Annotated in this window: 23 protein-coding genes, 2 tRNA genes and 2 pseudogenes; 14 read left to right on the forward strand and 13 right to left on the reverse strand. The window is 43.8% G+C overall.

Going from position 1 to position 26,437, the window contains the following annotated elements:
* Positions 1–239 precede the first annotated feature (239 nt).
* From NF543_RS10870 to NF543_RS25530, 4 genes and pseudogenes are all read right to left on the reverse strand, one after another.
* Positions 240–1,739, reverse strand: a complete 1,500-nt coding sequence (locus NF543_RS10870; protein WP_257668154.1) for a S41 family peptidase — start codon at positions 1,737–1,739, stop codon at positions 240–242.
* Positions 1,740–1,938: 199 nt separating this feature from the next.
* Entirely contained in the window at positions 1,939–2,340 is a 402-nt protein-coding gene (locus NF543_RS10875) for an SRPBCC family protein (protein WP_257668155.1), read from the reverse strand.
* A gap of 117 nt (positions 2,341–2,457) precedes the next feature.
* Positions 2,458–2,849: pseudogene (locus NF543_RS25525) on the reverse strand (tyrosine-type recombinase/integrase).
* Complete coding sequence (locus NF543_RS25530; RefSeq protein ID WP_373275003.1) at positions 2,809–3,099, reverse strand: site-specific integrase; 291 nt, start codon at positions 3,097–3,099, stop codon at positions 2,809–2,811. Before NF543_RS25530 ends, NF543_RS25525 begins: the two are co-directional and overlap by 41 nt.
* Positions 3,100–3,197: 98 nt before the next feature.
* On the opposite strand from NF543_RS25530, the pseudogene NF543_RS10885 reads away from it, so the two are divergent.
* A pseudogene (locus NF543_RS10885) lies at positions 3,198–3,380 on the forward strand (transposase); the annotation flags it as partial.
* Positions 3,381–3,802: 422 nt separating this feature from the next.
* Here the strand turns inward: NF543_RS10885 and NF543_RS10890 are convergent.
* The 3 genes from NF543_RS10890 to NF543_RS10900 all read right to left on the reverse strand — a co-directional run bounded on the left by NF543_RS10890 (position 3,803) and on the right by NF543_RS10900 (position 4,581).
* Positions 3,803–3,888: transfer RNA gene (locus NF543_RS10890), tRNA-Leu, on the reverse strand.
* A gap of 57 nt (positions 3,889–3,945) precedes the next feature.
* Positions 3,946–4,021: transfer RNA gene (locus NF543_RS10895), tRNA-Gly, on the reverse strand.
* A gap of 71 nt (positions 4,022–4,092) precedes the next feature.
* Positions 4,093–4,581, reverse strand: a complete 489-nt coding sequence (locus NF543_RS10900) for a regulatory protein RecX (protein ID WP_257668157.1) — start codon at positions 4,579–4,581, stop codon at positions 4,093–4,095.
* A 62-nt stretch (positions 4,582–4,643) separates the two neighbouring features.
* On the opposite strand from NF543_RS10900, the gene NF543_RS10905 reads away from it, so the two are divergent.
* From NF543_RS10905 to NF543_RS10915, 3 genes are read left to right on the forward strand one after another with little or no spacing between them, the layout of a single operon-like run.
* Positions 4,644–7,100: a bifunctional UDP-N-acetylmuramoyl-tripeptide:D-alanyl-D-alanine ligase/alanine racemase gene (locus NF543_RS10905; protein WP_257668158.1), complete on the forward strand. Its 2,457-nt coding sequence runs from the start codon at positions 4,644–4,646 to the stop codon at positions 7,098–7,100.
* Positions 7,101–7,159: 59 nt separating this feature from the next.
* Complete coding sequence (locus NF543_RS10910; protein WP_257668159.1) at positions 7,160–7,756, forward strand: DUF502 domain-containing protein; 597 nt, start codon at positions 7,160–7,162, stop codon at positions 7,754–7,756.
* Positions 7,757–7,810: 54 nt separating this feature from the next.
* Positions 7,811–8,404 carry a TlpA family protein disulfide reductase gene (locus NF543_RS10915; RefSeq protein WP_257668160.1) on the forward strand — a complete coding sequence of 198 codons (594 nt, stop codon included), beginning with the start codon at positions 7,811–7,813 and terminating at the stop codon, positions 8,402–8,404.
* Positions 8,405–8,437: 33 nt separating this feature from the next.
* Here the strand turns inward: NF543_RS10915 and NF543_RS10920 are convergent, their stop codons facing one another.
* A complete protein-coding gene (locus NF543_RS10920) occupies positions 8,438–9,415 on the reverse strand; it encodes a 2-hydroxyacid dehydrogenase (protein WP_257668161.1) in 978 nt (325 codons plus the stop codon).
* A 95-nt stretch (positions 9,416–9,510) separates the two neighbouring features.
* Here NF543_RS10920 and pyrF point away from each other — a divergent pair, with 95 nt between their 5' ends.
* The 5 genes from pyrF (at position 9,511) to NF543_RS10945 (ending at position 12,766) form a co-directional block, all read left to right on the forward strand.
* On the forward strand, positions 9,511–10,344 hold the full coding sequence (pyrF, locus tag NF543_RS10925; RefSeq protein WP_257668162.1) for an orotidine-5'-phosphate decarboxylase: 834 nt from the start codon (positions 9,511–9,513) through the stop codon (positions 10,342–10,344).
* An 8-nt stretch (positions 10,345–10,352) separates the two neighbouring features.
* The gene (locus NF543_RS10930) at positions 10,353–11,390 is read left to right on the forward strand and encodes a glycosyltransferase (protein WP_257668163.1); all 1,038 of its coding nucleotides are present in this window, start codon (positions 10,353–10,355) and stop codon (positions 11,388–11,390) included.
* Positions 11,391–11,505: 115 nt separating this feature from the next.
* On the forward strand, positions 11,506–11,778 hold the full coding sequence (locus NF543_RS10935; protein ID WP_257668164.1) for a hypothetical protein: 273 nt from the start codon (positions 11,506–11,508) through the stop codon (positions 11,776–11,778).
* On the forward strand, positions 11,775–12,551 hold the full coding sequence (locus tag NF543_RS10940) for an MBL fold metallo-hydrolase (RefSeq protein WP_257668165.1): 777 nt from the start codon (positions 11,775–11,777) through the stop codon (positions 12,549–12,551). The genes NF543_RS10935 and NF543_RS10940 overlap by 4 nt, the downstream gene beginning before the upstream one ends.
* A 62-nt stretch (positions 12,552–12,613) precedes the next feature.
* Positions 12,614–12,766: a lmo0937 family membrane protein gene (locus tag NF543_RS10945; protein WP_257668166.1), complete on the forward strand. Its 153-nt coding sequence runs from the start codon at positions 12,614–12,616 to the stop codon at positions 12,764–12,766.
* On the opposite strand, the gene NF543_RS10950 is transcribed toward NF543_RS10945, so the two are convergent.
* Together NF543_RS10950 and queA are read right to left on the reverse strand one after the other, a co-directional pair.
* Complete coding sequence (locus NF543_RS10950) at positions 12,737–13,456, reverse strand: 2-C-methyl-D-erythritol 4-phosphate cytidylyltransferase (protein WP_257668167.1); 720 nt, start codon at positions 13,454–13,456, stop codon at positions 12,737–12,739. The two genes, NF543_RS10945 and NF543_RS10950, sit on opposite strands and share 30 nt — an antisense overlap.
* A gap of 38 nt (positions 13,457–13,494) precedes the next feature.
* Entirely contained in the window at positions 13,495–14,544 is a 1,050-nt protein-coding gene (queA, locus tag NF543_RS10955) for a tRNA preQ1(34) S-adenosylmethionine ribosyltransferase-isomerase QueA (RefSeq protein ID WP_257668168.1), read from the reverse strand.
* A gap of 183 nt (positions 14,545–14,727) precedes the next feature.
* On the opposite strand from queA, the gene NF543_RS10960 reads away from it, so the two are divergent.
* Positions 14,728–15,972 (forward strand): ABC transporter permease, encoded by a 1,245-nt coding sequence (locus NF543_RS10960; RefSeq protein ID WP_257668285.1) that lies wholly within the window; start codon positions 14,728–14,730, stop codon positions 15,970–15,972.
* Positions 15,973–16,037: 65 nt separating this feature from the next.
* Here NF543_RS10960 and NF543_RS10965 read toward each other — a convergent pair whose 3' ends face one another.
* Positions 16,038–17,243 (reverse strand): pyridoxal phosphate-dependent aminotransferase, encoded by a 1,206-nt coding sequence (locus NF543_RS10965; protein ID WP_257668169.1) that lies wholly within the window; start codon positions 17,241–17,243, stop codon positions 16,038–16,040.
* Positions 17,244–17,339: 96 nt separating this feature from the next.
* Here NF543_RS10965 and NF543_RS10970 point away from each other — a divergent pair, with 96 nt between their 5' ends.
* Positions 17,340–18,311: a cation diffusion facilitator family transporter gene (locus NF543_RS10970; RefSeq protein ID WP_257668170.1), complete on the forward strand. Its 972-nt coding sequence runs from the start codon at positions 17,340–17,342 to the stop codon at positions 18,309–18,311.
* Between the two features lie 23 nt (positions 18,312–18,334).
* Here the strand turns inward: NF543_RS10970 and NF543_RS10975 are convergent, their stop codons facing one another.
* Complete coding sequence (locus NF543_RS10975) at positions 18,335–19,213, reverse strand: PPK2 family polyphosphate kinase (protein WP_257668171.1); 879 nt, start codon at positions 19,211–19,213, stop codon at positions 18,335–18,337.
* 213 nt (positions 19,214–19,426) lie between these two features.
* On the opposite strand from NF543_RS10975, the gene NF543_RS10980 reads away from it, so the two are divergent.
* Positions 19,427–21,853 (forward strand): transglycosylase domain-containing protein, encoded by a 2,427-nt coding sequence (locus NF543_RS10980; RefSeq protein ID WP_257668172.1) that lies wholly within the window; start codon positions 19,427–19,429, stop codon positions 21,851–21,853.
* 187 nt (positions 21,854–22,040) lie between these two features.
* Positions 22,041–25,058: a tolB protein precursor gene (locus NF543_RS10985; RefSeq protein ID WP_257668173.1), complete on the forward strand. Its 3,018-nt coding sequence runs from the start codon at positions 22,041–22,043 to the stop codon at positions 25,056–25,058.
* Positions 25,059–25,073: 15 nt separating this feature from the next.
* On the opposite strand, the gene NF543_RS10990 is transcribed toward NF543_RS10985, so the two are convergent.
* Positions 25,074–25,406, reverse strand: a complete 333-nt coding sequence (locus tag NF543_RS10990; RefSeq protein ID WP_257668174.1) for a GIY-YIG nuclease family protein — start codon at positions 25,404–25,406, stop codon at positions 25,074–25,076.
* A 112-nt stretch (positions 25,407–25,518) separates the two neighbouring features.
* Here NF543_RS10990 and NF543_RS10995 point away from each other — a divergent pair, with 112 nt between their 5' ends.
* Positions 25,519–26,292 carry a LexA family transcriptional regulator gene (locus tag NF543_RS10995; protein WP_257668175.1) on the forward strand — a complete coding sequence of 258 codons (774 nt, stop codon included), beginning with the start codon at positions 25,519–25,521 and terminating at the stop codon, positions 26,290–26,292.
* Positions 26,293–26,437 lie beyond the last annotated feature (145 nt).

Below are 26,437 nucleotides of genomic sequence, written 5' to 3' on the forward strand. Positions count from 1 at the left end.
GGGATTGGTAAATTTTTCCTTGTTCGGTCGGCTTTTATATTTTTTCTGTGTCGTCTGGTCGGGTGTCCGCCTGTCGCTTCGGGTCGTCCTGCCATTACCGCCAACGTTCCGCGGCTATGCGCCGGGCGGGGTTTTTACTGGTATCGTTCTTTTGGAAACGAACATTTCCCGTATCCGTCAATTGTCAACCGAAGAAGTATGCCCGCCTGGCGCATAGCCGCTGTTAGGCACAGTTTTCATTATTTTTCTATTATATTTTTTAATTTTTCAAGTTGATAATCTTCCTTAAAAAATACTTGGTCTAAATTCCTTTCAATGGTAATGTCAGGTTCCGTACCGATGCCATCCAATATTTTTCCGTCTTTTTGAAAGGAAACCATTGTACTTATTTTTCCTTTTAATTCCGAATTTGGCAATTCAAACCTTTCACTATTTCCACTTGAACCATCCGTATTTACCCCAACAATTTTAATGTTCGGCAATCCTTTGAATACGGAAACAAATACTGATGCCGCACTAAAAGTCCTTTCATTGGCTAATATATAGATAGGTTTGTTGTAATGGTATTTGTTCTTAGTAATCTTCTGACCATTGAGAATATAAAAATAATATTCGCTAAATTTTTTGTTGTCCAAATCATACATCGGTTTAAAGGTTTTGAAAAAGTTCTTTACACTTTTTTGCGCTCTGTTGTCCAATTCTGAAAAAGAAAATAAATACCTACCGTGCAATCTTTCTATGTATTCTTCCGGTAAAGGAATCGGCGCCCTTTGTTTCGTAGCATTTACGACATAAACAGAATCAGGATGAACAAAATAACCAGCCAATTCTTGAATTAAATCACGGGTTCCGCCACCATTATCCCGAACATCAATAACTAGGGCATCACTTTGCTTTGCCTTTTTCATAAAATCATTGAGCAGTTCAAAAAAAACAGGACTGTCCTCTTTTTCTACCATTGAAGGAATTTGAATGTATCCAATGTTGTTTTCTATAGTGAAAAACTGTTCGATAATCGTTTTATCATTCCGTTGCTCTTCATAATAATCAAAGAAAAAATCATTTTTATGAAACCGCTCATCCCATAATTTTGGTCTTTCTGCTCTTGAAACCAATTTAACACGTACATCTTTCTCAATTCCTTTATCATTTGTGAGTGTGATGGAAAGAGGATTGGAAAAGTCAAGATTTAGGCTGCTAAAAATGGTCTCAATATCTCTTAACTCCCTAACGGCACGGGTAAAGTATGAACTTTGCGGGGCAAGAATTTCTCCGGGAAGGATTTGTGGCATTATTTCTTCGGCAGGGATGCTGTTTATTGATTTTAGATAAGGGAATTCCGAATTCCAATAGCTATATTTCTTTTGAACTGTATTATAATCGAGCACCAAAATTTTGTTTTGAAATGGCGCGAACGCAACAGGGAAATAAAGCGATTCCGGCAAATCATAATCTGTTATATTGGAATGTCTATCTCCGATTTTTCCAATAGTTTTGGATAGGAACAATCCAAAATCTGATTTGGTTATTGGTCCTTCTTCTATGGTCTCTAAAAACGTATTAAAATCTTCTTTGTAATCATACCCATTTAATCCTTGGTAGGAAGATTTGCTTTGAAGGATTTCGTCAAGAAATGCCAAATCATTTTCGATGTCGCTTTTCGTTAAATATTCAGTTTCATTTTGTGCAAAAGAAGAAAATGAGAAGATTGTCAATAGAATTAATATGTGATTTTTCATTCGGGGTTTGTTGTTTTTAAATTGTGCCTAACGGTTTGCAGCTTTGCGTTGTGGCGGTTTTGGAACACTAAACTATCTTTACCCACCAAAGTTTATTAGTTGCACAACTGTTTATATTAGCACTTCCCCCGCCGTAACGCAAAGCTGCTGTTAGGCGTATGTGCTTTTTTCGGTTTGTCAGTTTATTTTAAGTGTATATTTATTGGGATTCACTCAATTCTTTTACTTTTAAAAGCCACCTGTCCCAAACCACAAGCTGCTCTTCATAGTCGTTTGGATAGGGGCCTGAATTAATTGTCAAAATTATTTTGCCGTTATTTTCAGTCAAAGTGTAGCTGTCCGAATAATTTATTTCCTTGTAATCAACAAAGATGTGCGAATGGAGTTTGTATTCTGTAACTATTCCTGTGGCTACAATTTTGTCTGGTTCGTATTTAAAGTAAACAGAAGATCCGAGTTTCCAATCGGATTGTAAGTAAGCATTTTTGTCTAATACATTTCCTAATGTCTTGGCAAATTTAGGATTAGTCAGTACGTCCCAAGCCTTTGTCAAGCTGGTGTTAAGTTCAATACTCTTCTCAATTTTATTTATTTGCTCCATTTATTTTATCTGCTCGTTGATGGTTATTGTGTCGCATAGCATTACGCCTAACTCGTTTATATATGTGATAAAAGTACACAAAACATTCCAAAATGGCTGGCTTGGTGTAGTTTTTGGCTACAAACCATCAAATGGACTTTTGATATTTTGCAGACTTTTGGTGCTTACATGGGTATAAATTTCGGTTGTTTTGCTGCTGTTATGTCCCAAAAGTTCTTGTATGTAACGCAAGTCCGTTCCGTTTTCCAAAAGATTCGTGGCATAGCTGTGTCGCAGCCAATGCAAAGTCACAGGTTTTTGAATATTGGCTTTTTGTAACGCCTGTTTCAGTACGCTTTGTAATATTGTCGCAACAATTCTACCATTTTTTCCGAAATCGGGGCTATGCGGTCTTTCTTTCCTTTGGCTTGTTTTATCAATAAGACACCTCGTTTGCTGTCAATGTCGGCAGGTTTCAGGTTCAGGAGTTCACTTCTTCGCAATCCGCAGGCATAAATCAGGCTTAACATTGCCCTGTGTTTTTATGTTGCCGTGCACCTCCAAAATGGCCTTTATTTCCTCTTTGCTTAATACATTGGGCAATATTTTGGGCTTTTTAGGCCGGTGTATTTGCTCAATGTTCAATTTTCTGCTTTGCACAGTTTGAAAAAACAGTTTTACCGCATTGACCATTTGGTTTTGATAGGATGCCGAGAGTCTGTTCTTTAAAATATATTCATTATTGAAATGAATAATGTCGTTGTTTCCGATTTCGCTCAATGCCTTTGACCTCTCCCTGACCTCTCCCCTAAAAACTGGAGTATTTAAAATTAGCGAAATGGGGATTAAATTACTAATTTTAAATAGGAGGAAAAGCGATGAAAAGATCCAAGTTCACCGAGGCGCAGATCGTCTTTGCAATCAAACAATCCGAGACGGGTACTCGCATAGAAGAAATCTGTCGCAAGATGGGTATCAGCGATGAACAAGTAGACAGGATCATTCAAAAGATGGAGAAAAATATAAAGGAAACCGTCGGGAATGCGAATTTGCTGTTGACTTCAAAAAAGCGTGCATTGGCTGAAATTCAGTTAAAAATCAATAGACTTGAAGAGCGGCTGATGAATGAGGTGATCGAGGAAGACACTTTCAAAAAGTGGATGCTGAAGTACAAGCAGGATAGATCGCTGCTGGAAGAGGATATTAAGTATGCCAATGTGACATCGGAAAATCATCCGTTAAACACGCTAAAAGAGGTGCTACCGATGCTAAAAAACCTGCGTGGTATTTTCCAAATCGCTACACTCCCCGAAAAGCACGCTTTAATAAAAGAGGTGTTCAAAGGTAAATTGGCATATGAGAACGGCACATTTAGAACCGCTTTTATCAATCCGGTCTTTGAAAGTAACATCATGAAAATCAACGAAAAAGGGCTTCTCGTAATTGAGAAGCCCCCACAAATTTTCGGCGGAGTCCCGCCATGTACTCGGGGCGGGAATCGAACCCGCACTCGCTTTAAGGCGAACAAGATTTTAAGTCTTGCGTGTCTACCAATTTCACCACCCGAGCAGACAAAAGTGTTATTTAACAATAAATCCCTTCTTTCTAGTGCAAGAAGAAGGGATTTGGAGCGAAAGACGAGGTTCGAACTCGCGACCTCAACCTTGGCAAGGTTGCGCTCTACCAACTGAGCTACTTTCGCTTGTTTGTGGATGCAAATATAGATAGATTTACATGCATGTCAAATATTTTTTTCAAAAAAGTCATGGTTATTTATAATTCATTGGCATTCAATAATTCCATGATGAGTTCGCTTTCATAACCTTTGCCAATTGCATACCGAGCCAGCTTGCTTTTGCGCTTATAGGGGTGTTTTTCACGCTCAGAAGCCGCCTTTTTTTGCAAGAGGTGCAGCAGTTTTTCTTCATAGGCTGCTTGGGTAATGTGGTTGAGCGCAATGGTGATTAGCGGGGCCGACACCGATTTGCTCATCAGCCCTTGCCTGATCTTGTATTTCCCCCAGTCTTTCATCCTGAATTTGCCCAGTGCATATGCGATGGCAAAACGTTCTTCATTGAGGAAATTATCAGCGATGAGATCGGAAATCACCGTCTCCACATCGGTTTTGTGCAGCCCCCAAGCGTAAAGTTTATCACGAACTTCTTGTTGCGAGCGTTCCTGGTAAGCGCAATAACTTTTGGCCTTTGCTCGGGCCTGCTGGGGAGTATAATGCACTTTTTTACGTTCCCTGAAATCATCCATGCCTCCAAAATGGTAAAAAATTCTTGCAGTATGTAAAAAATGTTGAAATTCGTGGCATTACTATGCACAAGCACTTATACACCATCCTTGAGGTAGCTGGGGTAATGCCCGCATTAAGGGTTTCCATGGCTGATGAAACAGCGTTGATCGGTACATTGCTGTACGATAGCCGAAAACTGGCCGATAATGCCAATGGATTGTTCTTTGCCCTTGAAGGAAGACGCGATGGACACCGCTACATCAGTGACGTGTATGCCAACGGTGTGCGGAATTTTGTGGTGACTGAGGGCAAAATCGATATCGCTCAGTTCACCGGTGCCAATTTTATCGTGGTGGAAAACACGCTGGATGCCATGCAGGAACTCGCGGCTTACCACCGAAGCCGGTTTACCTATCCCATTATCGGTATCACAGGCAGTAATGGCAAGACCATCGTAAAGGAGTGGCTCTGGCAGTTGCTTTCACCGGAATACAGGGTTATGCGCAGCCCTAAAAGCTATAACTCGCAAATAGGCGTAGCCCTATCGCTCTGGCAGTTGGATAATATGCATGATCTGGCCATCATTGAAGCGGGTATCAGCCAATCGGGTGAAATGGAGGCGTTACACCGTATGATTAGACCGGATATCGCGGTGTTGACCACCATAGGTCCTGCACATGACGAAGGATTTGCCTCACGTGAGGAGAAAATCCAGGAAAAGCTAAAACTGTTTGATGGAGCGGAGCAGGCCGTTTATTCCCCAGACCATACACAAGGTGCTGATGTGTCCGCTACTGGTGAGCATGTTACATGGGGCAAAGAAGGGGCGACTTTGCAGGTGATGCACCATGAGCTGCTTGACGATGGCCGTTGCAGCGTATATGTGCGGTACAAGGGCGAGGAAGTATACATCACCATCCCGTTTACCGATGGTGCCGCAATGGAAAATGCCACCTGTTGTTGGGCGGTATTATTAGCCATGGGATATGATCAGGCCGTCATTGCAGAAAGAATGACCCAGTTGCAAGCCGTTGAAATGCGGCTGGAAATGAAGAAAGGAATCAACAATTGCACAATCATTGATGATTCGTACAGCAATGACCTTTCATCCCTTGCCATCGCATTGGATTTCCTTAAGCAACAGCACCAGCACCCCACCCATACCTTGGTGTTATCGGATATGCCGGGCGGCGCTAGTCATGAAGAACAAGTTTATAATGATGTTTCTAAATTATTGAATAATAAAGGTATATATAAGCTCATTTCAATAGGTCCCGATTTCATTAAACATCGTGCGAAGTTTGATTTCTTGGAGCACCGCGTTTTCCCGGATATGGCATCATTCCTAACGGCATTGCCAACTTTGGATTTCCATGATGAACTAATTTTACTGAAAGGGGCAAGGAAATATGCGTTCGAGCACATCAGCCGGTTGCTCACTGCCAAATCACATGATACGGTACTCCAAATCAACCTGAATGCACTGGAGCACAACCTCAATCAATATAAATCATTGGTGATGCCACAGGTGAAGCTGATGGCCATGGTCAAGGCTTTTTCATATGGGAGTGGCAGTTTTGAGGTGGCCAATTTACTACAATTTAATAAGGTGGATTACCTAGCCGTAGCGTATGTGGATGAAGGGGTGGAATTGCGGAAAGCAGGAATCCGGTTGCCCATCATGGTAATGAGCCCAAACCCTACCTCCCTGGAAGCTTTACTGGCACATGAATTGGAACCGGAAATCTATAGCTTCTCCGTGCTCGACAATTTTGTACGCTTGCTTACGGAGAAAGGGATAGAGGATTACCCCATCCACATCAAAGTGGATACGGGAATGCACCGCTTAGGATTTTCAGTTGATGATATAGGTCTATTGATAAACTATTTACGGCAGATATATGCAGTAAAAGTACGATCGGTGTTTTCCCACTTAGCGGCAGCGGGGGATGCTAAGCACGACAAGTTTACCGAAGAACAACTTGCTCGATTCAATCGGTTTACCGATGAGTTGGGTGAAGCATTGGGGTATCCATTTGTCCGACACATCGCCAATACCGCGGGTATCCAGCGATGGCCGCAAGCACATTGGGATATGGTACGTTTAGGGATTGGGCTATATGGCATTGGGAATGGAAAAAACAGCAAGCTACAATTGCAACAGGTCAGCACCTTGAAAACCACCGTCACACAAATCAGACAGGTGCCTGCGGGCGAAACTGTAGGATATGGCCGGAAAGGGGTATTGGCAAAGGACAGCACAATAGCCACCGTGAATATCGGCTATGCAGATGGTTATGATCGACGCTTTGGAAACGGGGTGGGATTCATGGCCGTAAATGGAAGGGCTATACCTACGGTAGGCGATATTTGTATGGACATGACCATGTTGGATGCCAGTGGAGTGGATGTGCATGAGGGGGATGAGGTTGTGGTGTTCGGTGATATTGAACTGCTTGCTCAGGCTATCGGAACCATTCCTTATGAATTGTTGGCGGGCATATCCCAGCGGGTCAAGCGGGTATATTATTATGGTTGATGGCTAATAGCTAGTATATTGATGCCGGTTATCTGAATATAATATGTATATAGAAAGTTATGAAGAATAAAACGATACGCTTATTTTTTAATTATTTAGTAAAAGGCACCTTGGTTGTTTTGCCACTTGCAGGGGCCTTGTTTCTGATTGTTTGGATTGTTGCGAGCGTCGATGCCGCGCTTAACTTAAGCAGTTGGTTCTGGGAAGACGATGCTGGCAGACCCCTTTATGTTCCCGGTTTGGGAATACTTACGGTCATCATTGTATTGGTTATCGTGGGGATGGTATTCACGAATGTGGTCATGGAGCCGATACACAATTGGTTCAACAGCCTGATCAACCGCATTCCATTGTTCAATACGTTATATTCCTCCATCAAGGATTTTACGGAGGCATTTGTGGGTGATGCCAAGAAGTTCAATGAGCCGGTATTAGTCGAAGTAAATGAAACCGGGCTAAAGAAAATTGGATTTCTTACCCAACGTGACCTGAGTAAAATCGGCCTAGAAGGGGAGGTGGTGGTTTACTTCCCGTATTCCTATTCCTTTGCAGGCCAGGTGGTCATCGTTAGAACCGAGCGGGTGAAACCGCTCAATATGAGTGCCACGGATGCGATGAAACTGGTTGTATCCGGTGGAGTGAGTGGATTGGAGTAAAGACGTGAGGTTTTTTGTCTACCTTTGTTTCTTCATAAACTCAAGTACATGGATATGAAGAAAATCAAAACCTCCAATATTATTGCCATCATTGTAGCCTCATTTCTCATATTACTCCTCGTTAGCCCGGATACCAAGGCATGGGTAAGCCGTGGATTGATGAAAATAGGATTATTCAAGCCGGATTTGGAGAGCAACCCCACTTCGCCGGAGGAAGTTGCGCTAGATACAGGGGTAAGCCCATCTGTGTTTTTTACAGATGGCGACGGGAACCGTATCGATGCGGCCAATCAGGCTGGGAAAGTGGTGTTTATCAACTTCTGGGCAACATGGTGTCCACCATGCATTGCGGAAATGCCTTCCATTGACAAGTTATACCAGCAATTCAAAGACAATGAAAACGTAGTTTTTGTTATAGCCGACGTAGATAAGCAATACGAAAAGTCGAAGAAATTCATGGAAAGCAAGAAGCTTAATCTCCCGGTACATATCCCATCAGGCGATATTCCGGGACATTGGTTGGGCGGTGCCATTCCTACCACCATTATCCTCGATAAGCAAGGCCAGATTGCCACACGACATGAAGGAATGGCAGATTATAGCCGCCCAGAGATAGCCGAGTTTATCCAGAAGTTGATAGCGGATTGAGTTCGTTTGTCCACACGGCACTCGTATGGCCCATTACCGTTCGTAAACCGTTGGGTTAACACAGTGTGGTAATCGATTTCCATGGAGCCCTGCAATCAAATTTTGCACAGTCAGTTGCATCATTTTCATCCGGGTTTCAATGGTTGCTGAGCCGATATGCGGCAAGATGGCTACGTTAGGCATATAAAGTAGCGGGTTGTCTGCCTCCATGGGTTCGGGATCCGTCACATCAAGGCCAGCTCCCCATATCACATTGTTTTCAAGGGCATTCGTGAGATCCACTTCATGGTGCATTGACCCTCTCGCGGTATTGATGAAGATGGCAGATTTTTTCATCTTCGAAAATGTATCGCGGTTGAATATCCCCTGTGTTTCCTTGCTGAGGTTAGCATGCACGCTTAGAACATCACTTTGCCGCAGCAAATCATCGAACGAAACCCATCGGGCGCCTAATTCGTTTTCTGCGGTTTCATTTTTACTTCTATTATGGTAGATAATAGGCATGTCAAAAGCATGCCGGCAGCTTTTGGCCAGCTCTAGACCAATCCGCCCCAAACCATATATTCCCAAGATTTTGCCGTGGAGCTCCACGCCAAGGTCGGCCATGGGATCAAAAAAGCCCCAATTGCCCCGGAGGATTTCCTTGTGTTTGTGGATGGCTTTTCGAGCTACGGTTTGCATCAGGAGAAAAGCGGTATCTGCTGTGGTTTTGCTAAGCACACCCGGTGTATTGCCTATGGGGATGCCCAATTTGGTAGCTGCCGCTATATCTACACGATCGTAGCCCACGCTGCACAGCGCAATGACTTTGAGGTGGCTGCATGTTTTCAGGAAATGCCTGTCGAGCTGGTTGCCACCCACACTGAATAAGGCATCGCTTGATTTGGTATGGTGGATAAGCTCATGCGCAGTTAGGTCGCGCTTTTCCGTCCACTCGACCAGTTGGAAGCCGTTATCGACCAATGATTGCTTGATTGTTGCAGGGACTTCGCGTGTTATGAAGATCTTCATCGTTACTGGTGCGTAAATATAAGGTTTTTATTTTTTACCACCGATTTTTCCCTTAGGTTTGCGGGAACAAAATGACCAACAGAAGTAGCCCAAAGATGACTCGATTCGAACTTATACGGCAAATTAAAACCAAACATTCATTTCTTTGTGTGGGCCTTGATACCGATATCAACAAAATCCCCCAACATTTGTTGGAACATGAAGATCCGATTTTTGAGTTTAACCGACAAATCATAGAAGCGACAACTGATTTATGTGTTGCTTATAAACCCAACATCGCTTTTTATGAGAGCAGGGGTGTGGATGGGTGGAAAAGCCTACGAAAAACCTGGGCGGTGTTGCCCAAAGACTGTCTTAGTATTGCAGACGCCAAGCGGGGCGATATCGGCAATACTTCCAAGATGTATGCGACCGCTTTTTTTGACGAAGGCATATCGGGACTTGGCTTTGATGCCATCACCATCGCACCCTACATGGGAAAGGACTCGGTGCAACCTTTCCTTGAATTTGAAGGCAAATGGGCCATTGTATTGGCGCTTACCTCCAATGTAGGGGGCTTGGATTTCCAGACCATCCGTGATGGCGACAACGTGCAGTTTTTTGAGCGCGTCATCCAGAAAACCAATACATGGGGAGATACGGGTAACCTGATGTATGTAGTAGGCGCTACGCGCGGTGAGGCCTTTACTACCATCCGTAAACATGCGCCCGATCATTTTCTCTTGGTGCCTGGAGTGGGGGCACAGGGAGGAAGTCTCAACGATGTATGCAAGTATGGCATGAACAAGGATTGCGGATTGCTGGTAAACGCCACCCGGTCTATCATCTATGCATCCCAAGGTAAGGATTTTGCCGAACAGGCACGGAAAGAGGCATTGGCGTTGCAACAGGAGATGGAAAAAGAACTGCTGGTCGCCGGCATTGTCTAATTGCCGATATGGATATCAACTTGGTATCGCTGATCAAAATAGGAGAAATCAACATGGATATATCCATAATTATTCCGGTTTTCAATAGGCCTACAGAAGTTTCAGCATTGCTGGAAAGTCTTTACCTGCAGAGTGACCAAGCTTTTGAAGTTGTGATTGTAGAGGACGGATCTACAATCAGGTGTGAGACCGAAGTAAATGCATATGGCGGAAAATTGAATCTGAACTATATCTATAAGGAAAACTCGGGTCCGGGCCATAGCCGAAATGTGGGTTGTGAAAATGCCAGTGGTGATTATTTCCTGTTTTTGGATTCAGATTGTGTGTTGCCAACGCAATATGTGGCAGTGGTTAAAAAAAAGCTGGCTGAAGAATATACCGATGCCTTTGGGGGGCCTGACCAAGCAAGGGAAGATTTCTCACCTATTCAACGAGCGATCAATTATTCCATGACTTCATTTCTTACTACCGGGGGAATAAGAGGCGGGAGCGAAAAACTGGATAAATTCCATCCAAGGAGTTTTAATATGGGATATTCGAGCGAAGTATTTGAAAAGACAGGCGGTTTTTCGCTAATGCGGTTTGGCGAAGATATCGATATGAGCATACGAATTATCAACTCCGGTTTTCGCACCCAGTTGATAAAGGAGGCTTACGTTTATCATAAACGGCGCACAAACCTTCGCCGCTTTTTCAAGCAAGTATATAATTCTGGTGTAGCACGGATAAATCTTTATATAAGACATCCCCATTCATTGAAATTGGTGCATCTGGCCCCAGCAGTCTTTACCATAGGCGTATTCCTCCTGTTGGTTTTGTTTTTTATTGCATCCCCATACTTTTTCCTGCCTCTTCTATTCCATATGTCGTTTATCCTTATTGATGCAACAATGAAGAGCAAGAGCTTATTTGTTGGGATATTGTCAGTCATAACAAGTTATGTCCAATTACTTGGGTATGGCATCGGTTTTCTTTATGCCTTTATATGGAGGATTGTGCTTAGGAAGGCAGAATTTGCCGCATTTCAGAAATCTTTTTATAAATAGCGTTTCATGGTGCATAAAAGATAGTGACACATGAATAGTTTGCTGGTGTTGATAAAACACTTTTGCGATTTCGATGGATGAATTGTATTTTGGCACATCAAAAAAATAGAACCCCGTGCTTCCAAATACGCAACATAGCCTTGATAAACTGGAGTCCTTGCTGAAAGACTTAGGGTATAAAGTGCGGTATGAGAAAGGGAATTTCAAGACCGGTGCTTGTATGCTGCAAAGCAGCAAGGTGGTCGTGGTTAATCGATTTTCCAATTTGGAGATGAAAATCAGCGCTTTAGTAATCTTACTACGTGATATGCAAACCGATAGTGGGATGCTTGATGAAAAACAGAAACAATTTTTACGAAATATCAAACAAACGAAACTAACGATTTGACCATAAGATTTTTAGGAACAGGCACTTCCCAAGGTGTCCCAGTAATCGCATGTAATTGCGCGGTATGTACTTCCCCAAATGCGAAAGACAAACGCTTGCGGTCAGCCATATTAGTGCAGTTGGGCGATAAGAACATCGTGATAGATACCGGGCCTGATTTCCGGTACCAAATGCTCCGCGAACATATCACCCACATGGACGCTATCCTGTTTACACATTCGCATAAAGACCACCTGGCCGGATTGGATGATGTGCGTGCATTCAATAGGCAAAAGGGTGGAGCCATTGATGTCTATGGCACGGTGGATGTACATGAGGCGTTGAAACGTGAATTTTATTATGCCTTCGCGGTAAAGAAATACCCTGGGGTTCCCCAGCTGGAACTTCATGAAATCACGTCGACTCCCTTTTCATTATTCGGTATAGCGGTGACCCCCATTGAGGTGATGCATTACATGATGCCTGTTTTGGGCTTCCGAATTGGCGAATTTACTTATATAACGGATGCCAAGACGGTGGTGGAAGCGGAAGTCGGAAAAATCATGGGTACTAAGGTTTTAGTGGTCAATGCCTTGCAACGGGATCCGCATATTTCACACTTCACCTTGGATGAGGCTGTGGCCTTTGCGCAGCGCATAGGTGCCGAACGAACTTATTTTACGCACATCAGCCATAAACTGGGATTGCATGATGAGGTGCAACGGGAATTGCCGGATGGAATCTTCCTGGCCTACGATGGTCTAGTGTTGGATGGTTTGAATCCTGAGTCTTAAAAACATTTTTACCCTGACGGTTGTTGTCATTGGAAACTATTAATCATTAACCTTATATTATTATGGGAAATTTATTGTATCTTATTGCTGTAATTTTAGTTATTGTCTGGGCAATCAGTTATTTTGGTGGCTATTACACTGGAGGGATTATCCATGTTTTATTGGTAATAGCGGTTATTGCGATTCTATTGCGAATTATCCGAAGTGCCACCTGAATGTCTTGCTTCCAAGAGCAACTCGGCAATCGCTAGGTCATCCCTAAAGGTGATTTTGATATTACGGGTATCCCCATCCACCAATGTGATGGGATACCCCTTTTTTTCTACTACCGCGGCGTCATCCGTACACATTTTATCTTCGGGCTGTTCATAAGCCTCAAACAGGATGGAACCTTTAAATATTTGGGGTGTTTGCATAAGGTAGACATTCTCCCGTGGATAGGCATTGTTACTCGAACCATCCCCGCTTATAAGTCGGATCGAATTAGTGCTTTGTATGGCCAAGGCAGCAGCGCCTGTGAGGGCAGCTTGTTCATAGGTAAGATCTATTTGATGTGGATTTACCAAAGGCCTTACGGCATCATGGATGGCGATAAGGGACTGCGATTGATTCTTGTCTAGCAGTCGTATTACTTCCAATCCATTTTTTACGCTTCCAAACCTACTATCAGCCCCATCGGCTATGGTGTGTTGTACATGGAAATGGTATGTCTCACAAAGCTCCAACCAATAAGCTTGCATATCTGGATGAATAACCGCAATGATATGGGGAGCATGCTTACTCTCATAGAAAGCATTGATTGCATGCATCATCACCGGTATGCCGTTCAGCAATAAGAACTGCTTGGGAGTAGTTGATCCCATGCGGCTACCTGTTCCTCCGGCGACAATGATAGCGTAATTCATTTGAGGAATCTAAAATCTAAAATCGTAAATCTAAAACCTTAAATTATAAGCATCGCATCGCCATAACTGTAGAATCGGTATTTTTCCTTGACGGCTTCTTCATATGCACGCATAACGTTTTCATATCCCCCAAACGCGGCAATCATCACCAAAAGAGTCGATTCAGGTGTATGGAAATTGGTGATCATACTGTTGGCGATACTGAAGTCATAGGGTGGGTAGATAAATTTGCTGGTCCACTCATTTGCGGGTTTCAGGTGCTTATCAGCGGATACGGCAGATTCAATGGCGCGCATGGAGGTGGTTCCTACAGCACATACCCGTTTTTTTGTGTCGATGGCTTTATTAACCAATTTGGCAGCATGATCAGGGATGATATACTGTTCTGAATCCATTTTATGCTTAGTGAGGTCTTCCACCTCCACCTGCCTGAATGTGCCTAGACCAACATGTAGGGTAACTTCCGCGAATTCCACCCCTTTCAGTTCTAGGCGTTTCATCAGCTCACGGCTGAAATGCAAACCCGCAGTAGGTGCGGCCACGGCACCTTCATGCTTGGCAAATATGGTTTGATAGCGGAATTTGTCTTCCGGGGTTGCCCTGCGCTTGATGTACTTGGGAAGTGGTGTTTCGCCAAGTATTTCGATGTTACGGCGGAACTCTTCGTCCGTGCCGTCAAACAAAAAACGGATGGTGCGGCCACGCGAAGTCGTATTGTCCACAACTTCGGCCACGAGTAGGTCGTCTTCACCGAAATACAATTTGTTGCCCACGCGGATTTTCCGTGCGGGGTCTACCAACACATCCCATAACCGAAGATCTTTATTCAATTCGCGCAAAAGAAACACTTCGATGGTGGCTCCGGTTTTCTCTTTGTTGCCATATAAACGGGCCGGGAACACCTTGGTGTTGTTGAGGATCATCACATCCTTGTCATCGAAATAATTCAGGATGTCCTTAAATATCTTGTGTTCGATTTTGCCAGTTTTACGGTCGAGCACCATCAACCGAGATTCGTCGCGGTTTTCGGTTGGGTCATATGCAATCAAGGATTCTGGTAAATTGAACTTAAATTGTGATAGCTTCATTGTTGATGCGGAATTTAATGCGTGGAAACACGGCTTTATCGTGACCACTAATGGATAAAATTAGCGCGCAAAGTTACGAAATTATTTAATATTATAACTAGCATTTTCCTTGCTTTATATCTAGAAATTAGTTTATTTTAGCCTGTAACTTATAAGACGTTTTATCGTCTTACTTGACGTATGATGTTATTCCTGAGATTAATTGGCGAGAGTTTTGGCTTTGCGTTTTCGGCTTTGCGTGAAAACCGAACAAGAACATTGTTGTCTTTACTTGGTGTTACCATTGGTATCTTGATTATTATTGGTGTGTTTTCGGCAGTAGACACGTTGCGGGCGAATCTGGAAAGCAGCGTTGAGAAACTCGGTAGCAAAACAATCTATGTGATGAAATGGCCGTGGGATGGGGGGCCTGATTTCCCTTGGTGGCAATACGTAAACCGTCCGGAACCAGATATTCGCGATTATGAAGCGCTCAAAACCAGGATGACTACGGCTAATGGAATATCGTTTTCAATTGATATAGGTAATAGGACGGCACAACACCTCAACAATAATGTTTCGGGTATAACGGTTACAGCCACCTCGCATGAACTGTATGACATCAGGAATCTTGAGATACAGCACGGACGATATTTTACAGAAGCAGAATCCAATAGGGGAACTACCGTGGCGGTGATTGGCGCAACCGTGGCAGAGGGACTGTTTCCCAATACAGATCCCGTAGGTCAAGCAATTTCCGTATTAGGGCGAAAGATTACCGTAATAGGTGTTTTCAAAGAAGAAGGGGAGGGGATGATTTTTGATGTGTCTATGGATAATGTGGTGATGATTCCGCTAAATCTAGGACGCAACCTAGTGAATATCCGGCGTTATAGCCCTGCAATCATGGTTAGTGCCGCCCCAAACATTTCGTTGGATGAAGCTGAAAGTGAATTACGCGGTGTAATGCGATCCATCCACCGGTTGAGTCCGCAACAGGAGGATGATTTCTCACTCAATAAAACCACCATCATTACGGCCCAATTAGATGCCATGTTTAAAGTAATCAATACGGCAGGTGGTTTTATCGGTATATTCTCCATATTGGTGGGCGGTTTCGGCATTGCCAATATCATGTTTGTATCAGTCAAAGAACGCACGCACATCATTGGTATCCAAAAATCCTTGGGTGCCAAGAATTATTTCATCCTCTCGCAGTTCCTTATAGAGGCCATTGCCTTGTGCATTATCGGTGGGCTGATGGGATTGGGCATCGTTTTCCTCCTTACTTTTCTGGTAAAACTGATTTTCGGACTTGGCATTGTTGTCAATATGGGGATGGTGATGCTTACAATTGGACTTTCTACCTTTATTGGACTTCTTTCAGGGATAATTCCCGCCATTATGGCCGCACGATTAGATCCAGTGGAAGCCATTAGAAGCAAATGATTAATCCCTGATTGCCATCAGGCGGATGCGTCATCCGCCAGTAGTCAGACACCATACGCGTTCCATCAAGCCAGCTTACCCAGTGATTCCTTTATCCGTCGGAGCGCTTCTTTGAGGCTTTCATCGGATGCGGCATATGACAGGCGGATATAATTGTTGTTGCCAAACGAATCGCCACCTACAGTAGCCACATGTGCTTCATTCAGCAAATACAACGCGAGGTCGGCCGAATCCTTGATCATGTTGCCTTGAGTATCTTTTTTACCGAAGAAAGCACTGATATCCGGAAAGAAATAAAATGCACCTTCGGGCAGATTTGTTTTTACACCCGGTATATCTTTCAAAAGATTATATACCAGTTCCCTCCTTCGGGCGAATGCTTCTTTCATTTCCATGACGGTTTCCAGCCCTTGCTCATAAGCAATTATGCCAGCACGCTGGGCGATGGAACAAGTGCCTGAGGTAGTCTGTCCTTGTAGCTTGTCATTGGCTGCAGCAATTTCTTTGTTTGCGGCTAAATAGCCCAAACGCCACCCGGTCATGGCAAATGCCTTGGAAAAGCCATTGATGAGGATAACGCGGTCCTTGATACTATCGAATTGGGCGATAGACTCATGTTTGCCAATAAAATTGATATGTTCGTAGATTTCGTCTGAAATGATATAGATATTGGGATGCTTTTCGAACACCTTTGCCAAGGCCTCAAGCTCCGCTTTGCTGTATACGGTGCCGGTAGGGTTGCATGGTGAGGAAAACATAAACAGCCTGCTTTTTGGGGTAATTGCAGCTTCCAGTTCCGCAGGTGTGATTTTGAAATCACTCTCAATCGTTGCATTGATGAATACGGATTTGCCTTCGGCCAGCGTAACCATTTCCGAATAAGACACCCAGTAAGGCGTGGGAATAATCACCTCATCGCCAGGATTAATCAAGGTGAGTATGGTATTAGAAAGTGATTGTTTGGCGCCAGTGGAAACCACGATTTGCGAAACATCATAATCCAATCCATTTTCCGCTTTCAATTTATTCACGATAGCCTTTCGTAATTCTGGATAGCCCGGTACGGGCGAATAGCGGGTGTAATTCTCATCCAACGCCTGTTTTGCAGATTCTTTTACGTGCGATGGTGTGTCAAAATCCGGTTCGCCCACGCTTAAGCTTATCACATTGATGCCTTTTGCGGCTAATTCACGGCCAAGTTTGGTCATTTTCAAGGTGGCCGATTCGGACAGGTTATTTATCCTGTCGGAAAGAATAGATGCTGTACTCATGGTGGGCAAACTTAGATAAAATTGTCGATAGAATCAACTGATAATGGATCTGACATGTATTCTGTATCTTTACCCGCTCATTTCGATGGTTAGGTTTTGAATAAGCAGAAAAACATCATTTTATTGGCATTGGCAACAGGCATCGTGTTGATGCTGGTTAAGTTTACAGCTTATCTGTTGACTAATTCCAATGCGATACTGACCGATGCAATGGAAAGTATCGTGAATGTAGTGGCTTCAGGATTTGCTTTTTACAGCATACACCTTGCGGCACGCCCCAAAGACCAAAACCATCCTTATGGACATGGAAAGGTGGAGTTCTTCTCCGTATTTTTGGAAGGGGGGCTGATTTTCATTGCGGGACTGCTTATTTTGGGGAAGGCATGTTATAATATTTTTTTTCCTGAGCAAGTCGGCAACCTTGTTGAAGGTATGGGGCTACTCGCGTTTACAGGTGTAGTCAATTTTGTATTGGGCACCTATATGGTTGCGCAAAGCAAACAGTTGAATTCGCTTACCTTGCTGGCTGATGGAAAACACCTCCAAACAGATGCATACAGTACGGTGGGTTTGCTGGTCGGACTCTTACTGATGCACCTGACTGGACTTTGGTGGATCGATATTGTGTTATCCATCGGACTTGGGACCTATATTTTATTCAATGGATATAAGCTGCTCCGTAAGTCTATTGCGGGTTTAATGGATGAATCAGATACAAAATTGGTTGGGCAAGTAGCAGGTATTTTGCAAACGTATCGGAAAGATGACTGGATTGATGTACACAACTTACGGGTGCAACGATATGGGCACGAATTGCACATCGATTGCCATGTTACGCTACCCAACTATTACGACCTCAACAGGGTGCATGATGAGGTGTCGGCTGTGGATGCCTTAATCAACAAGCATTTGCATGCCGACACGGAGTTGTTCATCCATGCCGATCCCTGTGTGCCGGCGTGTTGCCAATATTGCAGGGTAAAAGGCTGCCCAATCCGTAGTGAGGCGCAGCATAAGGACATCATGTGGGATAAAAAAATCATCAGTAAAAACGAAAAACACTTTTGAAGAAAAATGTCTGTATGACGAATTCACTCGCGCTCGAGTTTCTCCCTATATTCCCCCAACTTGGCGCGCTGGCTTTCGGGGAGTATTGGAAACTCCGGTTCTATTTTTGCCAATGAGTCGGTTATGATTTTCCCCACAGCAAACCGCGCAAACCATTTTTTATCAGCGGGTATGATAAACCAAGGAGATGCCGCAGTGGCAGTGGCTGCGATCGCTTCTTCATAGATGCTCATGTAAGTGTCCCAATGGGCGCGCTCTTCGATATCTGTAGAGGAAAACTTCCAATTTTTGTATTTATCTCCTATGCGGTCAAGGAAACGTTCCTTCTGCTCGTCTTTGGATACATGAAGGAAAAATTTCAATATTTTCGTGCCGTTTCGGCTGAGGTGTGCCTCAAATTGCCGGATACTTTCATAGCGGTCGTTCCAAAACTTCTTGTCAAAATCTTCTACCTTTCGATAACCCGGTATCCGTTCGGATAAATTGTATTCGGGATGTACTTTGCATACGAGCACATACTCGTAGTGCGAGCGGTTATGTATGCCAATACGGCCCCGCTCTGGCAACGCTTTATAATGCCGCCAAAGGAAATCATGTTCATAGTCGTTGCTTGTAGGTTGCTTGAAACTGAACACTTGACAACCTTGTGGATTGACGCCGCTCATCACATGCTCGATAGCACCATCTTTGCCTGCGGCATCCATGGCTTGGAAAATGATAAGTAAACTATGGGAATCCTCGGCATATAATCGTTCTTGGTATTCTTGCATTTGGATCTTGAAGTCAGATAGATCCTTCAAAGCCTCTTTTTTCTCATAACCATCTGAATCATCCGTTTGGTAGTCTTTCAGTTTGAAGGTTTTACCGGAAAGTACACAGTATTTTTCAATGATGCTTGTCATAGTGCTTTTGTTTTTCCAAAAAAATATAAGTGCGTTGAGAACCTAAGTGGTTATCGAGAGGCAAAATAGTGTTTTATGGTCAAAAAACAACAAAATTGTAGCGTTAATTGTTTTCCTAACGTATATAGAGGGAATGTTTTCCACAATGGCATGCGGTGTTAATTTAACAGTTTTGATTTTAATATTACGAAAACAATTCATCATCTTTACCCGATGTTTAACGAGATAAAAAACAGAATTCTGCGATATATCCTTATAATCGTTTACTGGGTTATTATCTCTATTTGTGCGGTTGAGGTGAATTTTCTATGGCTATTTGGCTATTCCCCTACGTCCAAAGACATCAATATGCCTATTCAGAGCGTGGCATCGGAAGTATATACAGCAGACAGTGTGCTTATTGCCCGTTACTTCAAGGAAGACCGTTCTCCAGTACCCTACGATAGCATTTCGTCAAATGTGGTCAATGCGCTTGTTGCCACCGAAGACGTCCGTTTTTTCCAGCACCATGGTGTTGATTTCTGGGCTATTTTTTCAAGCATTGTATCCACAGCCCAAGGCGACAGAAGGGGGGGCAGCACCATTACCCAACAACTTGCCAAGAACCTGTATAGAACCCGGTATAACCAATCAACTGGGCTGTTGGGCAGGATACCGGGCATACGGCTCGCTGTCATTAAATTTAAGGAATGGATGACAGCGTATAAGCTCGAAAGCAAATACGACAAGGAAGACATCATAACCATGTACCTAAACACGGTGTCGTTCAGCAACAATGCGTATGGAATCAAAACAGTGGCCAAACGCTACTTCAATAAGGAAACACCGGATATAACGGCGGCCGAGGCCGCTGTATTGATAGGAATGCTGAAAGGCACCACATTATACAACCCCTTACGGAACCCTGAACGATCGTTGGAACGGCGGAATGTGGTATTGGGACAAATGTATAAAACGGGTTTTTTGTCCGATATGGAATTTGGATCGGCTAAGGCGTCCGAATTGGTGCTGAGTCTGGGGGAAACCGAGGAGGGGGGAAGGGGCGACTCGTATTTGCGTGCGGCAGTGGAAAGATGGCTAGCCTCGTGGTGTGAAGAAAATGGATACGATATTTATATTGATGGGTTGACGATATATACCACCATCGACTCCCGCGTGCAACGCCATGCGGAAGAGGCGGTAGCCGAACAGATGAAACCGCTCCAACAGCGATTGGAAAATGCGTGGAGTGGAGAAATCCCTTGGCGCGATTCCGAAGGGAAAGTCATCGATGGGTTTCTGGAAAATTTAGCTGCACGGACAGCATATTATCAGCAATTGGATGAGCAATATCAAGGCAATATGGATAGTATCTTCCATTACCTTAATCTCCCCAAGACCATGGAGGTGTTTACTTGGGATGGTCCTAAGGAAGTGGAATATTCTAGTATGGATTCCTTGGCGCACTATGCCATGATGCTCAATGTTGGGCTGATGTCCATGGATCCATATAACGGCAAGATAAAGGCTTGGGTTGGAGGAATTGACCACGACTATTACAAGTATGACCATGTATTTCAAGCAAAGCGACAGGCAGGTTCCACATTTAAGCCTTTTGCCTACCTTGCCGCGCTGGAAGCAGGTATGTCGCCCTGTGACAAGTACACCGATAAATTTGTCCGCATCACATATACTGAAAAGGGAGAAGAAAAAGTGTGGGAACCCAAGAATGCCGATTGGGTGTTCAGCGGTCGGGAAATGTCCTTAAGGTGGGCCATGGGAAGATCCGTCAATTCCATTACCGCTCAAATCACGGAAGAAGTGGGATGGGACAAGGTGGTGGATGTCGCCCATCGCTGTGGCATTACAAGCCCTTTGGCCGCTGTACCTTCGGTAAGCCTTGGCTCAAATGATGTCAGTGTACTTGAGATGGTCAATGCCTATGGCACGTTCATGAACAAGGGTAAACGAGTGCAACCAGTTCTGGTCTCAAGAATTATGGATTACAACGGGAAAACCATCGCTGAATTCAAATCATCGGCTACCCATGCCATTAGTGAAGAGGTGGCCTGGTTGATGGGTTATATGTTAAGAGGTAGCATGGAAGAACCTGAAGGCACCTCACAAGGTCTTTGGGAATGGGATTTATGGAAGGGGAAAAATCAGATTGGTGGGAAGACCGGCACCTCGTCTGACTATGTAGACGGATGGTATATGGGAGTAACCAAAGATTTGGTGACAGGAGTATGGGTAGGCTGTGATGAACGTAGTATCCATTTCAAGAATTCGCAAACAGGTGAAGGATCTCGGACGGCATTACCCGTTTTTGGAAGGTTCATGGAAAAAATTTACCGAGATGATTCCCTTGCTTATGACTATGGCCCCTTCTCCGATCCGGGTGTAGAGATAAACCGCAAATATAATTGCCCAAGTCCACGCATAATTATACAGGATAGTATACTTACAGATAGTATTTCGCCACTCAGGTTTCCAGATGTACCGCTACTGGGCGATTCGATAAACGTGGAGGAGCTAAGAAGGCAATTGGAGGCCCCAACCCAATCAAATAGTGAAGAAGATATAGAAAATGAGAGTCATAATGCGCAGCGTGAAAAGCAGCCGAACAATAGGATTCGGATTAGGTATCCACAAAACAAATAATATTGTAGATAATTAAACTTTTTCACCGATATTCGTTCTAAATTATAGTACTATACCTTAAAATCTTAAATATCTTATGATACATCCAATACGTATAAAGCGATTTACTTTTTTAACCCTCTTTTTTGCTTGTATATTGTGCCTTTTCGTAGTTGATGTGCAGGCTCAGTATTTCGGGCGAAACAAGATGCGGTATAAGAAACTGGATTTCAAGGTATATGAAACCCCGCATTTCAATCTGCACTATTACCTAGGAAACGACACGCTTGTCAGATGGCTTGCCAAAGAAAGTGAGATATGGTATGAGTTGCATCAACAAGTATTCCGCGACACATTCCTGCGAAAAAACCCAATTATCCTATACAGCAATCACCCAGAGTTCCAGCAAACCACTACCATACAAGGCGAGATAGGGGTTGGGACTGGAGGTGTCACCGAAGCATTCAAGACCCGTGTGATCATGCCCGTTATGCAAATCAATCACCAAACACGGCACGTACTTGGCCACGAGTTGGTGCATGCGTTCCAGTACAGGATATTGATGGAAGGAGGTGATTCCACACGGCTGGAAAATATTGGCAATATCCCCTTATGGATGGTTGAAGGTATGGCAGAATATTTTTCCATAGGAAAAAAGGATGCATTTACGGCTATGTGGATGCGTGATGCCTACCTGAATAACGATATCCCGTCATTGCGGGCCATGACAGAAAACCAGGGAAAATATTTCCCATACAGGTTTGGGCAAGCATTCTGGTCGTATATCGGTTCTACGTATGGTGATACGGTTATCATGCCGCTCTTCAAGGCCACAGCAATGTATGGATATGAAATGGGCATCAGGAGGGTATTCGGTTATGATGCACAGACTTTATCCAACCTGTGGAAGAATAGCATGGAAAACGCATACCGCAGTCTCCCAATAGACACTTCAAAGGCTCCCATAGGCCGCTCCATTATAAACAGCAAAAATTCGGGCCGACTGAATGTCTCACCGGCGATATCGCCCGATGGCCAATACGTGGCATTTATGTCTGAGAAAGATTTGTTTAGCATTGACCTGTTCTTGGCCAATGCGAAAACCGGTGACATTATCCGTAAGCTGACCAGCCGATTGACCAATCCCGATTTGGACGAGTTTAGTTTCTTGGAGTCAGCAGGTGCTTTCTCTCCTGACAGTAAGAAATTTGCATTCAGTGTTTTCAGCAAAGGGAAAAGTAAACTGATGATAATTGACGTCTCAAATGGGAAAACCCTATCTGTTGAAGCAATGGGGGATATTTCCGAATTTGCCAACATTGCATGGTCGCCCGATGGCGAAACCGTGGCATTTTCGGGATTGAAAAACGGGCATAGCGATATCTATATATACAACCTATCCACCAAAGTGCTGACCCAGCTCACGGATGATTGGTATTCGGATTTCCAGCCGAGTTTTTCACGGGATGGAAAGAAAATTGTATTCAGTACAGACCGAGTGGCGTTGCAAAGCGGTTCCAGGAGTGTGGATATCCCAATGAATATAGCGGTGATTGACGTAGCGACCCGTGGAATCACCAACCTGGATGTATTTCAAGGTGCCAACAACCTCAACCCTCAATTTTCTTCAGACGACAGCCAAGTTTACTTCCTTTCTAATAGCGACGGTTTCCGTAATATGTACCGTTATACGCTGGCAAGTAACAAAGTGGAGCGCATGACAGAATATTTTACAGGTATCAGCGGCATTACCGAGTATTCCCCAGCACTGAGCCTTTCGGCTAATGACGATGTGGTATATTCATATTATAGGCGGAATGAATACAGCGTATATAACGCAAAAATAGATGAATTCGAGCCGCTAGAAGTCAATCCACATGTGGTCAATTTTGATGCAGCGATGCTTCCACCTCCTGAAAACCTTGGCGTGGATGTGGTCAATGCAAACCTGAGCAATTTCAACCTGTTCCAACGAATCGGCGATGATAAGGTCAATACCGTGGCTTACCGGCCCAATTTCAAATTGGATTATTTGGCCAATAGTGGAATGGGACTGGCAGTGGGTAGCCGTTATGGGGCCGGAATTGCCGGGGGCATTCAGGGTATGTTTTCGGATATACTCGGGCACAACCAGATTTTTGCGGCGTTATCCATCAATGGCGAAATCTATGATTTCGGTGGACAAGTGGCGTATATCAATCAAAAAAGCCGTATCAATTGGGGCGGAGCCATTTCACATATTCCATACATGTCAGGTTTTTCTGCGTACGGAAATAGGGAAGCTACAGATAACCAAGGAAATCCAATTTCAATTCCAACATTTGATACGTATATTATTCGGACGTTCCAAACACAAGCCGAAGGGTTTGGTGCCTATCCGTTCTCAAGACATCATCGATTTGAATTGGGTGGAGCGATTGCACGTTATAGTTATCGGGTAGACCGGTGGTGGCAAGACTATTATGGTTATGGCGGTCGCGATAAACTGTCAAACAAGGAGGCGGGTCAGTTAATCGGCGGAAATTTTGATGCATTCACGATCCAACAGGTTAATACCTCATTTGTTGGAGACAATGCGGTGTTCGGTATTGCAGCCCCTTTACAAGGGTACCGTTATCGAATAGGTGCTGAACAATACTTCGGTGATTTCAATTTTAGAGCCTATACATTAGATCTGCGGAAATACAACCGTTATCAACCGTTTACATTGGCCGTAAGGGCTTATACTTACATGCGTGCAGGGAACGATGAAAACGCATTGTATCCGTTGTTCTTGGGCTATCCACATTTAATAAGAGGCTATGAGAGTGCTTCATTTAGGAATAATTCGAGCGCTTTCAACTTTAATAGCATGATGGGAACACGTATTGCGGTGTTCAATTTTGAAATAAGACTTCCGTTTACCGGGCCCGAGAGGTTGGCCGTGTTGAGGTCGGGGATGTTGTTTTCGGATTTAAATGTATTCTTCGACGCCGGACTGGCATGGAACAGTGACTCAAAGGTCGCCTTCCGTAGTACCCCGCGCTTTGTCGGTACAGTGCCTAACCCATCTGATCCAAGCCAACCCATTGATGTGTATGAACGCATACCCGCATTGAGCGCAGGGATATCCCTGCGTGTCAACCTTTTTGGAGCTATGATTCTCGAACCCTATTATGCGTTTCCATTCCAGCGTAATGACGTGAGCTTTGGCACTTTTGGGTTAAATTTTGCCCCAGGTTGGTAATAACTTGAGCTCGATTTAATAGCGCAGAAAACTACCTAGGGGCTTTTTGGGTCTGAGGATATTTAGTGGCCTTACAGGCCCAAGGTCTATCCAATTGGGGTTGTGCCTGCGTATTAGCCGTTCCTTTTGCATACGGGTGTACCCGCTCAATTCCTTGAAGCGCCTAAAGGCGGCTTCTTCTGAAGGATAAGCCTCATGGTACACCAATCGGGAAACTTTTGAACAGGCATCAAAGAATAGCCCAGTCAATTCGCTATACGTATTTATGGCTTTATTAAGGTCGTTTGCCATACCTACATGTAAGCAGGTACGGTTGCTGTCTGTTAGGATATAAATGTAATTGCTCATGTTGTTGAAAACTATTTGACACTTATTTTTTGTTCATTCAAAATTAATTACTAATTTTATTGGCACAATATTACTAATTAATTTAGTTTAATCAAATTTATTTTTATTTTTTATGCCAAATATTGCTAATAATCTTAAATACCTTCGCAAGAAAAAGGGCCTTACCCAACAGCAGTTTGCAGATGAAATTGGGATTAAGCGAGCTTCTGTGGGGGCGTATGAAGAAGATCGTGCGGAGCCCAAATATGAATTGCTAAAGAAAATTGCGATGTTCTATGGGCTCACGATGGATGAATTGGCCAACGATACGATCAATGACAAATGGAAACCCACACCACGTGGAAATGCAGCCAATGTACGGGTGCTGAGTATTACGGTAGACGAGGACGATCGTGAAAATATCGAACTGGTACCTGTAAAGGCCAGCGCGGGTTATCTCAATGGTTATGCCGACCCTGAATACATCGCCGAATTACCGAAGTTTAGCCTACCGATGTTCAGGCAGGGAACATACCGAGCTTTCGAGATCAAGGGAGACTCCATGCTGCCTTTACAACCCGGGAGCATTGTCATTGCAGAATATGTAGAAAATTGGAACGACGTGAAATCTGGGCAAACCTACGTGGTAATCTCCCAGTCTGATGGGGTTGTTTATAAACGTGTGGCTTTCAAGTATAAGGAAGACAAGGGGCTGAAATTGCTTTCAGATAATAAAAGCTATGAGCCTTATTGGGTAGCGGCAACGGATATACTTGAACTATGGAAGGCAAAGGCGTATATCAGTACAGCTTTGCCTGAGCCAAATCCTGAACCCACCATGGAAACACTGACTGCCATGATGGCGCAGATGCAGAAGACAATCAGTACCGTGGTGGATAAAAAATAAGATAGTCCAGTTGTTGGTTTTGGCATAGGCATAACAACCAACCCTTTTTATGTAAAAAGTGGCCGGAGCATATTTGTTAATTATCAAAGATTTTACTTATCTTTGCATAATCTTGAGAGAGAGGGGACAGAAATAGTCCCCTTTT

Origin of the sequence: Parapedobacter tibetensis, assembly GCF_024704835.1 — a bacterium.
GTDB classification, from domain to species: Bacteria; Bacteroidota; Bacteroidia; order Sphingobacteriales; family Sphingobacteriaceae; genus Parapedobacter; species Parapedobacter tibetensis.